General features: G+C 67.2%; 11 protein-coding genes and 1 tRNA gene. 9 read left to right on the top strand and 3 right to left on the bottom strand.

All coding sequences use genetic code 11. The features are described 5' to 3' along the window. Positions 1–42 precede the first annotated feature (42 nt). The 3 genes from ACV959_RS11085 to erpA all read right to left on the bottom strand — a co-directional run bounded on the left by ACV959_RS11085 (position 43) and on the right by erpA (position 1,507). Positions 43–118 (bottom strand) — tRNA-Asn (locus ACV959_RS11085). Positions 119–190: 72 nt separating this feature from the next. After that, positions 191–1,102: a PfkB family carbohydrate kinase gene (locus tag ACV959_RS11080; RefSeq protein ID WP_475736666.1), complete on the bottom strand. Its 912-nt coding sequence runs from the start codon at positions 1,100–1,102 to the stop codon at positions 191–193. A 63-nt stretch (positions 1,103–1,165) separates the two neighbouring features. Further along, positions 1,166–1,507 (bottom strand): iron-sulfur cluster insertion protein ErpA, encoded by a 342-nt coding sequence (erpA, locus tag ACV959_RS11075; protein WP_475736665.1) that lies wholly within the window; start codon positions 1,505–1,507, stop codon positions 1,166–1,168. 100 nt (positions 1,508–1,607) lie between these two features. Between erpA and ACV959_RS11070 the strand changes: the two genes are divergently transcribed. From ACV959_RS11070 to ACV959_RS11030, 9 genes are all read left to right on the top strand, one after another. Next, a complete protein-coding gene (locus ACV959_RS11070; RefSeq protein WP_475736664.1) occupies positions 1,608–2,777 on the top strand; it encodes a deoxyguanosinetriphosphate triphosphohydrolase in 1,170 nt (389 codons plus the stop codon). A gap of 34 nt (positions 2,778–2,811) precedes the next feature. Further along, positions 2,812–3,363 (top strand): hypothetical protein, encoded by a 552-nt coding sequence (locus ACV959_RS11065; protein WP_475736663.1) that lies wholly within the window; start codon positions 2,812–2,814, stop codon positions 3,361–3,363. Beyond that, positions 3,360–5,141: an arginine--tRNA ligase gene (gene argS, locus ACV959_RS11060; protein WP_475736662.1), complete on the top strand. Its 1,782-nt coding sequence runs from the start codon at positions 3,360–3,362 to the stop codon at positions 5,139–5,141. Before ACV959_RS11065 ends, argS begins: the two co-directional genes overlap by 4 nt. An 82-nt stretch (positions 5,142–5,223) precedes the next feature. Beyond that, a complete protein-coding gene (locus tag ACV959_RS11055; protein ID WP_475736661.1) occupies positions 5,224–6,573 on the top strand; it encodes an SPOR domain-containing protein in 1,350 nt (449 codons plus the stop codon). A gap of 100 nt (positions 6,574–6,673) precedes the next feature. Continuing rightward, a complete protein-coding gene (nagZ, locus tag ACV959_RS11050; protein ID WP_475736660.1) occupies positions 6,674–7,678 on the top strand; it encodes a beta-N-acetylhexosaminidase in 1,005 nt (334 codons plus the stop codon). A 76-nt stretch (positions 7,679–7,754) separates the two neighbouring features. Then, positions 7,755–8,159: a Uma2 family endonuclease gene (locus ACV959_RS11045; protein WP_475736659.1), complete on the top strand. Its 405-nt coding sequence runs from the start codon at positions 7,755–7,757 to the stop codon at positions 8,157–8,159. Positions 8,160–8,364: 205 nt separating this feature from the next. Next, entirely contained in the window at positions 8,365–9,174 is an 810-nt protein-coding gene (locus ACV959_RS11040; protein ID WP_475736658.1) for a segregation and condensation protein A, read from the top strand. 12 nt (positions 9,175–9,186) lie between these two features. Next, the gene (scpB, locus tag ACV959_RS11035; protein ID WP_475736657.1) at positions 9,187–9,933 is read left to right on the top strand and encodes an SMC-Scp complex subunit ScpB; all 747 of its coding nucleotides are present in this window, start codon (positions 9,187–9,189) and stop codon (positions 9,931–9,933) included. A gap of 130 nt (positions 9,934–10,063) precedes the next feature. After that, the gene (locus tag ACV959_RS11030) at positions 10,064–10,294 is read left to right on the top strand and encodes a twin-arginine translocase TatA/TatE family subunit (protein WP_475739650.1); all 231 of its coding nucleotides are present in this window, start codon (positions 10,064–10,066) and stop codon (positions 10,292–10,294) included. Positions 10,295–10,330 lie beyond the last annotated feature (36 nt).

Raw genomic sequence — 10,330 nt, 5'->3', positions numbered from 1 at the left:
TTCCAACTCTCTGTGAAAGATTCTAAGTGTCTTTGATTTGAATGGCTCCCCGAGTAGGACTCGAACCTACGACCTAGCGATTAACAGTCGCGTGCTCTACCAGCTGAGCTATCGGGGAACGTGAGGGGGCGTATACAGGGCGGGGGATGATTTGCCAAGCCCCCATTGCGCGCCCTGTTGAAAACTCGTCTCAAACGGCGGGCGCCAGGCTCATCCCTTCCTCGAAGGCCGCTTTTGCGGCGGCAATGTCCGCATGGGTCGGCAGGCCCGCCTCGTTGCCGAGATGCTGGACCTTGTGCGCCGAGGCCGCCCGGGCGAAGTCGAAATGCGCGCCCCAGGACGCTTCGGGGCGTTCGAGATAGGACGCGCAATAGGCGCCGTGAAAGACGTCGCCGGCGCCGGAAGTGTCGACGACCTGTTCCGCGGGAACGCGCAGCGACGGCAAATGCTGGATCTCGCCGCCGTCGGCATACCAGAACGTGCCTTTTTCGCCGACGGTGACCCCGCCCACGCGGCATCCCCTCGACTTCAGCCACGCGAGCATCTCGATTTCGTTGAACGACATTTGCTCGCAGAGCTTCTTGGACACAACGGCGACGTCGACGAAGTCGATCAGCTCCCGGATGCAGGGCCGCAGCGCCCCGCCGTCGAGAGAGACGAGCACGCCCTTTTCTCGCGCCGCCTTGGCGTAATAGAGCGCCGCGTCGGACATATGGCCGTCGAGATGCAGGAGTCTCGCGTCGGAAATGTCGAGGCGCAGGAACGGCTGGAGGTAATTATCATCGCGGGCGCGCAGAATCGCGCGCTTCCCATCGTTTGGCAATACGAAGGAGAGCGAGGAGCGCGCGACCTTTCGCGGGTGCAGCCGCACGCCATAAAGGTCCGCCATCTCCGCGAACATATGGCCGAGCCAGTCGCGCGCCTGAGTCGTCAGGATATGCACGTCGTGCCCCAGCTTGGCGCAGGCGAAGCCGGCGGTGACGGCGTTGCCGCCGAAACTCACCGCGTAATCCTTCGCCACCGACTTTTCATCTCCGGTGGGCATGTCGTCCGTCACCATGGTGACGTCGATGTAGGCGTGGCCGAGGAAAAGCGCGTCCAAGGGAAGCTCCGTGAGTGATCCGTCGATCCGGTCGGTATCGCCCCGCGAAATGACGGGCGCGCGTCAGATCGAGAAGCTCGTCCCGCACCCGCAGGAGGATGTCGCGTTCGGATTGTCGATTCGGAAGGACTGGCCCATCAGATCATCGACGAAATCGATTTTTGCGCCGGCCAGAAAGCTCAGGGAGGCCGGGTCGATGGCGACGCGCGCGCCGTCCCGCTCCACTAGCGCGTCCTCGGCCGTCGGCGACGGGTCGATCGCGAACTGATACTGGAAACCGGAGCAGCCGCCGCCCTCGACCGAAACGCGGAACGCCGCGCCCGGCGTCTCGCCGGAGAGGAGCGCGGCGATTCGCTTCGCCGCCTGGTCGGTGAGCGCCACATCGCTGGCCGCCGTCGCCGTCATGCCCATGTCCCTCTTGAATTCTTGCTTTGGCCCGGAAATGCGGGCTATGCGCTGCAACATAGGCCCGGCGTCCGGGCCTTTCAATGACGGGAGCCCGACCGTGGCGCTTCGCGAGCCCCTCGCGCCCTATGCCTGCGACGCGACGACATCCCGCGGACGTTTATTCGCCGTGGCGCCGTCGCCGACGCGCAGCGCGTTTCAGCGCGACCGCGACCGCATCATCCATTCCACCGCCTTCCGCCGCCTCGCGCACAAGACGCAGGTCTTCGTGCCGCTCGACGGCGACCATTTCCGCACGCGGCTCACGCATACGATCGAGGTGGGGCAGATCGCCCGCGCGCTCGCCCGGGCGCTCAGGGTCGACGAGGATCTGGCCGAGGCCGTCGCGCTCGCGCACGATCTCGGCCACACGCCCTTCGGCCACGCCGGGGAGGACGCGCTCGAAGCCTGCATGAAGCCCTACGGCGGCTTCGACCATAACGCGCAGGCGCTGCGGGTCGTCACGCTGCTCGAGCGCCGCTATGCGGATTACGACGGGCTCGACCTCTGCTGGGAGACGCTCGAGGGCATCGTCAAGCACAACGGGCCGCTGACGGGGCCGAAGGCGCTGCGTCCGCCCGCCCGCTACGTGCTGGAGTTCGACGCGCTTTGTCCGCTCGAGCTGTCGAGCTATGCGGGCGTCGAGGCGCAGGCGGCTGCGCAGGCGGACGACATCGCCTATATCGGCCACGACATCGACGACGGTCTGCGCGCCGGGCTCTTTTCGCTCGACGATATTGCGGCGGGCGCTCCTTTCGTCGCGCGCCTGCTCGCCGAAATTGACGAAAAACATCCCGGCCTCGAGCGGGGGCGCGTCATTCACGAGCTGGTGCGGCGGGTCATCACCCGCTTCGTCGAGGACGCCATCGCGACCTCGCGGGCCCGGCTCGCCCGGCTGGCGCCGCAAAGCGCGGCGGAGGCGCGCGGGGCGGGGGAGGCGATGGTGGGGCTCTCGCCGGCGATGATCGAGGCCGAACGCGACCTGAAACGGTTCCTCTTCGCCCATATGTATCGCCACGCCCAGATCATAGACGTCTGGGAGCGCGCCCGCGACGCGATTTCCCGGCTTTTCCCGGCCTTTCTCGAAACGCCGTCGCGGATGCCGCCGGAGTGGGCGAGCCTCGCGGCGGCGCGGGAAGGCGCCGCGCGGGCCGTGGTCGTCGCGGACTATATCGCCGGAATGACGGACCGCTACGCGCTGGGAGAAGTGAAGCGCGTCTTCGGCGCGTGAGGGCGGCCGGCGGGCATTCGGGGGAGAGAAACAGATGGACAAGCTCGCGCTGGCGAGAGCGTTGCATGTGGCGGCCGTCGTATTGTGGATCGGCGGCGCGGCCTTCGTCACGACCGTGCTGCTGCCGGCGATCCGGCGGATGGACCGGAGCGACAAGCTCGCTTTCTTCGATGCGATCGAGCGCCGCTTCGCCTGGCAGGCGCGCGCGAGCACGCTTCTCGCCGGGGCAAGCGGTTTCTATATGACGGCGGAATTCGAGATGTGGGACCGCTTCCGCTCGGTCGGTTACTGGTGGATGCACGGCATGGTCGCTGTCTGGGCGGTCTTCACGCTGATGCTGTTCGCAGCCGAACCGCTGTTTCTCCACCGCTGGCTCGAGCGCCGCGCGGCCGCCGATCCGGACGGGACATTCGCCCTTGTGGAAAGGCTGCATCGCTCTCTGCTGGCGATCAGCCTGATCGTCGTTTTCGGGGCGGTCGCGGGCGCGCATGGCGCGGTCTTCTTCGGAGAGGGAGCCGGGCGGATGATTTCACGCGACGGACCTGCTAAACCCGCGCCCGATCCTCTCCCCCCGGAAGTCAGATGAACATTTTCGACATTTTCCATGCCCGCATCGCCGCGATCCTGACGGGGATTCAGTCCGCGGGCCGCCTTCCCGAGCTCGACCTGTCTCGTTTCGTGGTCGAGCCGCCGAAAGACGCCGCGCTCGGCGATCTCGCCTGCAACGCCGCCATGGTCTTCGCCAAGGAGGCCAAGGCCCATTTCGCCAATCCGCGGGAGCTGGCGGTCGAAATCTGCGTTTCGCTGGCGCAATCGGAGGGCGTGGCCACGGCGGAGGTCGCCGGACCAGGCTTCATCAACATCCGCCTGAAGCCGGAAATCTTCGCGCAGGTGCTGCGCTCGGCGCTCCTCGACCCCGAGAATTTCGGCCGCGTCGAGAAGGGCAGGGCGGGCGCGCTGCAGGGAAAGGTCAATGTCGAATATGTCTCGGCCAATCCGACGGGGCCGATGCATGTCGGCCACGGCCGCGGCGCGGTGTTCGGCGACGCGCTCGCCAATCTGCTCGCCTTTTCAGGCTGCGAGGTCACGCGCGAATATTACATCAACGACGCCGGCGCTCAGGTCGACGTGCTCGCCCGCTCCGCCTTCCTGCGCTACCGCGAGGCGCTGGGCGAGACGATCGCGATTCCCGAAGGTCTTTATCCCGGCGATTATCTGAAGCCGGTCGGCGCCGCGCTCGCCAAGGCTCAAGGCAGGGCGCTGCTGGACAAGCCGGAGAGCGAATGGTTGCCGATTGTCAAGAAGGCCGCCATCGACGCCATGATGGACATGATTCGCGACGATCTCGCCGCGCTGAACATCCGGCACGAGATATTCTTCTCCGAGCGCACCTTGCATGACCGCTCGAACGGCCCCTCGAAGATCGACGCGGCGATCGAATGGCTGCGTGAGAAGGGTCTCGTCTACGAGGGTCGCCTCCCGCCGCCCAAGGGCCAGCTGCCCGACGATTGGGAGGACCGCGAGCAGACGCTGTTCCGCTCCACCGATTTCGGCGACGACGTCGATCGCGCGCTGAAGAAGTCCGACGGATCGCCGACCTATTTCGCCGCCGACATCGCCTATCACAAGGACAAGATCGACCGCGGTTTTGACACGCTCGTCGACGTCTGGGGCGCCGACCACGGCGGTTACGTGAAGCGCATGGCCGCCGCCGTCGCCGCGCTTTCGGATCGCAAGGTCGCGCTCGACGTCAAGCTCTGCCAGCTCGTGAAGCTGATGCGCAACGGCGAGCCGGTGAAGATGTCCAAGCGCGCCGGCGATTTCGTCACGCTTCGCGAGGTCGTGGACGAAGTCGGCGTCGACGCCGTGCGCTTCATGATGCTCTACCGCAAGAACGACGCGCCGCTCGACTTCGACCTTTCCAAGGTCATCGAGCAGTCGAAGGACAACCCCGTCTTTTACGTCCAGTACGCCCATGCGCGGGCGAAATCCGTGCTGCGGCAGGCGCTCGCGGCCTTCCCGGACCTCGACGTCGCCCTACCGACGCTGGCGAAGGCGAAGCTGGAGCTGCTGACGGACGACGGCGAGGCGCAGCTGTCGCGCATGATCGCGCAATATCCGCGCGCCATAGAGGCGGCGGCGGCGGCGCACGAGCCGCATCGCGTGGCCTTCTATCTTCATGAAATCGCAAGCGTCTTCCACTCCCATTGGAGCCGCGGCAAAGATCAGCCACAATTACGCTTTGTTAATGCAACGGAGAGAGATTTGACGAGCGCCCGGGTCGCGTTGGTTTTATCCTTAACTGTCGTCCTGGGGTCGGGCCTAAGACTTCTCGGCGTGAGCGCCCCCGACGAAATGCGTTGACGCGGAAACCTCGGTCCCTGGGCCTTGCGCGCGACGCGCTCCGAACAGCTCCGCGCCTGGGAAGAAGCGATCGAGGTGCATCATGCGTGAACCCCCAGTCAGAGGCCCCGCCGTCGACCTGAGCGAATTCGAGCGTCGCATGCGCGGCCCCGAGCCAAAGCCCGCCGCCAAGGCCGATCCTTTGAGCGAACTCGCCCGGCTGATGGGCGAGCGCGAGGACGCCGATCCCTTCGGCCACATCCTGCCGGATCCGCGCGCCCAGCAGCCGCAGCGCGCGGCCGCTCCGCACGCCGCGCGGGAGTGGGAGGAGGATTTGCGCGGATCTTTCGATGCGGCGCCCCAGCCGTCGCCGGAGCCTCGCCGCTATGCCGACGACGCGCGCCACGAGCCGGAGTTCGATCCGCGCGCCTATCCCTCCCAAAGCTTCGACCAGCCCGGCGGCTCCCATCAGGAGCAGGACTACGCCGAAGAGCCCGGTTACGCGGGCCAGCAATACGACCCTGCCTATCCTGGCGACGACGGCGGCTGGCAGGACGACTCGCAATACCTCGATTACGGAGCCGAGGAAGCGCCGGAGGCCGAACCGCGCGGCGGTCTGCGCGACCGTCTTCGTCCCTGGCATGCGATCGCAGCCGTATCGGTCGTCGCGGTGGCCAGCATCGCGTGGGGCTTCATGCACCGCAATGGGGTCGGCGGCTCCAAGGAGATCGCGGTGATCGACGCGCCGCCCGGTCCGGTGAAGGTGAAGCCTTCGGCCGACGCGGAGCAGGATCAGCCCAACGCCAGCGGCGCGGCCGTTCTGGACCGGAAGGATTCCACGCCCGTCAAGCAGGTGGTCGCGCATCAGGAACAGGCGATCGATCCGACCGTGGCTCCGAAGGCCGTAAAGCTCGGCGCCGGACCGGTGGACGCGCCGCATGAGCCCGCGCTCGGCGCGCAGCCCAAGCGCGTGAAGACGGTCACCGTGCGTCCGGACGGCAGTCGCGTGGACGACGCGGCGGCCTTGCCGCCGGCTGTGGCGAAGGCGACGAGTTCCCCGCCGGCCGAACCCGCGCAGACCAGGGGCGCGACCCCGAAGCCGGAGGCCAAGCCCGTGACGACGTCGCAGGCCGCCAAGCCCAAGGCTCCGCCGAAAACGGCTGCGGCAGAACCGGCGCCCGCGCCGGGCGGCGATGCGGCCGCCCCGGCGACGCCCACGACGAGCGGCGCCTACGCCGTTCAGTTTGGCGCGGCGGGCAGCGAGGACGAGGCGCGCGCCCTCATCAAGACGGTCGCCGCGAAATATGGCGTCAAGCCGACGTTCAAACCCGCCAAGGTGGGCGACAAAACGGTCTATCGCGTCCGGGTCGCCGGCGTGAGCAAGGACTCGGCCACCGCCATCTGCAACAAGGTCAAGTCGGCTGGCGGCAGCTGTTTCGTAGCCGGGAACTGAGCCCCTCCGCCGGCGTCGGCGAAGCGAACCAGAGCCGCGTCGCGCATCTGGTTGGCGGCGCCGTCGCCGCCCTGACAGCGCACTTCGATAAGGGTTGTCCATGCGCGCCTTCATTTGCGGCCTCAAGGGCCTTTTCCTCGACGCCGAGGAACGCGCATTTCTGCGCGACGCCGCGCCCTGGGGCGTCATCCTCTTCCGCCGCAACGTCGACAGTCGCGAGCAGTTGGGACGGCTGACCGCGGATGTGCGCGAGGCGCTCGGCCGCCATGCGCCCGTGCTCGTGGATCAGGAAGGGGGCCGCGTGCAACGGCTCAATGCGCCGAACTGGCGCGCCTATCCCAGCGCCGCGCGATTCGAGGCGGCGGGCGCCGACGCCGCCCAAGCCGAACGCCTCGCCTGGCTCGGGGCGCGGCTGATGGCGCACGACCTGCGCGAAGTCGGGATCGACGTCGATTGCCTGCCTGTGCTGGACGTGCCGGCGGAAGGCTCGCACGCTATCATCAGCGACCGCGCCTACAGCCGCGACCCGGCGCGCGCCGCGCGTCTCGGCCGCGCCGCCGCCGAAGGGTTGATGGCGGGCGGCGTCGCGCCGGTGATGAAACACATCCCCGGCCACGGCCGCGCCAGAGCCGACAGTCATCTCGAACTGCCGGTCGTCGATGCGCCCCGCGCCGAACTGGAGGCGGTCGATTTCCCTCCTTTCAGGGCCAACGCCGATCTGCCGATGGCGATGAGCGCCCATGTCGTCTACACGGCGATCGACCCCGACGCGCCCGGCACCCAGTCGATGACGGTGGTGCGCGAGATTATCCGCGGCCTCATCGGCTTCGACGGCCTGCTGATGACTGACGACCTGTCCATGAAGGCGCTGACCGGCGGCTTCCGCGACCGCGCCGAGCGGGCGATTGCGGCCGGCTGCGACATGGTCCTGCATTGCAATGGCGACCTCGCCGAGGCGGCTCCCGTCGCCGAAGGCGCGCCGGAACTGACCGGAAAGCCGGCGGAGCGGGCGGAGAAGGCGCTGGAGTGTGTGCGGGAGGTTGGCGCGTTCGACCTGGCGGCGGCGGCAGCCGAGTTCGAGGGGGCGATCGCGGCGGTCGCATGACGCGCCGTCGTGGCGCATTGCGCGAGGTCAGGCTATCTTCTTTGTTATGACCGCCGCCGCTCTTCCCCAGCCGCGCATGAGCGCGGAAGAAATTCTCGCCTGGTCGCAGACGCAGGCGGGACATTACGAGCTTGCCGGCGGCGAAGTTTTCGCACAGTCGTCCGAGCGCGCGGCTCATGCGAAAACCGAGGGCCGGGTTTACATGGCCCTTCACGACGCGATCCGGCGGACGGGCCTGCCGTGTCACGCGCTCCCCGACGGCATGGCTGTGAAGATTGACGCCGATACGGTCTTCGAGCCCGACGCCCAAGTCTATTGTGGTCCGGAATTGCCGGCCGACACGATCCTCGTCGAAAGCCCCGTCATCGTCGTCGAGGTTCTCTCGCCCTCGACTGGCGGGAATGACGCGCCGGGGAAGCTCGCCGCCTATTTCCGCCACGCGCGGGGAGGGGATCGAGATCCTCACCCGCGTTATCCGTGAGGGCGCCCTCGCGCTCGATCCGCCAGGCCTGGAAATCGCCGTTCCCGATATCTACGGGGAGTAGATGCTGGCGTTATCCACCCCTCTATCTTGTGGATGAAGGCCTTGGACGGCGTCGCGGCCTTGCGGCGGCGCCTCAAAGAGAACACTCTCCGCGCGACAAGGTGAGTAAGGCGTAAACGCGCGCCGATTCGCTGGAGATTCAATGGCCCAGGAACTTCCATTCGATCTGTCGGACGAACCGCGCGCGGAAGGCGAGGCCTTTCTCGTGGACGTCGATGGTTTCGAGGGGCCGCTCGATCTGCTGCTGGAGCTCGCGCGCCGGCAGAAGGTCGATCTCTCCCGTATTTCCATTCTCGCGCTGGCCGAGCAATATCTCGCTTTCATTGAGGCCGCGCGGCGCGTGCGGCTGGAACTCGCGGCGGATTACCTCGTGATGGCCGCCTGGCTCGCCTTTCTCAAGTCGCGCCTGCTGCTCCCCGAGCCGCCGAAGAACAGCGACGAGCCGTCCGCCGCCGATCTCGCCGCCGCGCTCGCCGAGCGTCTGCGCCGGCTGGAGCTCATTCGGCTCGCGGCGGACAACCTCGTTCAGCGTGGCCGCCTTGGGCGAGACATGTTCTTGCGCGGCAGGGCGGAGGGGCTCGAGACGATTTCGCAGCCCAGATACCAGGCGAGCCTTTTCGACCTGCTGTCGGCCTACGCCCGGCAGCGGCAGAAGACCGCCGTGTCCCGGGTCGTGCTGAAGCAGCGGAACGTCTGGTCGCTGGCGGAGGCCCGCGAGGCGCTGGAGCGTCTCGCGGGCGCCGCCGCGGAATGGACGGTGCTGGACGACTTCCTGCTGCAATATTGCGTTGATCTGCAAACGGCCCGCACCGTCCGCGCCTCGTCTTTTTCCGCCTCGCTGGAAATGGTCAGGGAAGGGCGCTTCGACATTCGACAGGACCGGCCCTTCGCGCCGCTCTGGCTACGCAAGCGCCCGGCCCCGGCGGAACGGACGGCCGAAAACTTCCAATAAGGAGGACGCGCCTTGGCGCAGCCCGCGGAAAAAGTCGAACTCTTCGACGTCAACAGCGACGAGGCGCTCGCACGCAACGAAGTCGCCCTGCGCGAGGCGGAGCGCATCGTCGAGGCGATGCTTTTCGCCTCGGCCGAGCCGCTCGATGAAACTGAAATGACGCGGCGAATCTCGGACGACGTGGAGCTGTCGCAGGTGCTGGAGCGGCTGCGGGCGCATTACGCCAATCGCGGCGTGAACCTTACCCGCGTCGGCCAGAAATGGTTCTTCCGCACCGCGGCCGATCTGAACTGGATCCTCGCGCGCGAGCAGGTGGAGGAGAAGAAGCTCTCCCGCGCCGCGCTGGAGACGCTCGCCATCATCGCCTATCACCAGCCCGCGACCCGCGCCGAGATCGAGGAGATTCGCGGCGTCGCCATCTCCAAAGGGACGCTGGACACGCTGCTGGAGACCGGATGGATACGTCTGCGCGGCCGCCGCAAGGCGCCCGGCCGGCCGATCACTTACGGCACCACCGATTCTTTCCTTATGCATTTCGGGCTCGAGCAGATCGGCGACCTGCCGGGCCTCGATGAGCTGAAGGCTGCGGGCCTCTTCGACGGGCGCCTGCCCAAGGGCTTCGGCGTGCCGCAGCCTTCCGACGACATCATGCTGCGCGACGACGAGGAGCCGCTGGAGGACGAGGTTCCGCAACTCCTCGAAATGGAGTTCCCGGACGAGCCCGAGGCGCCGGAGCCGCTCAACGACGACGAGGCCTGAGGCGCGCGCCGGCGGCGCAAAAAGGCTGCGTCCGTAGGCCTCTTCGCCTTGTTTTTACGCGCGCGGCCGCATAGGTTCCCCTCACATCGGCCGGCGATCCCGGTCCATCATGTTTCCGGAGGTTCGCGTCATGGGCAGCCTGTCGATCTGGCACTGGATCATCGTCGGCGGCGTCGTTTTCGTGCTGTTCGGCGGGAAGTTCAAAATCTCCGACGTGATGGGCGACGTCGCCAAGGGCATCAAGGCCTTCAAGAAGGGCATGGCGGAGGACGACGTGGCGGACGCGCAAAAGCCCGTCGAGCAGACCGCCGAACGCCGCGCCATTGAGGCGGACAAATCCGCCGACGGCAACAAGGTTTGAGAGGCCGGGGCTTTTTTGGTCTTTCCCGCGCCGCTG

The sequence above is a fragment of the Methylocystis sp. Se48 genome, from assembly GCF_056269425.1.
The sequence above is the reverse complement of the archived record's forward strand: the minus strand, read 5'-3'. Positions and strand labels throughout refer to the sequence as shown.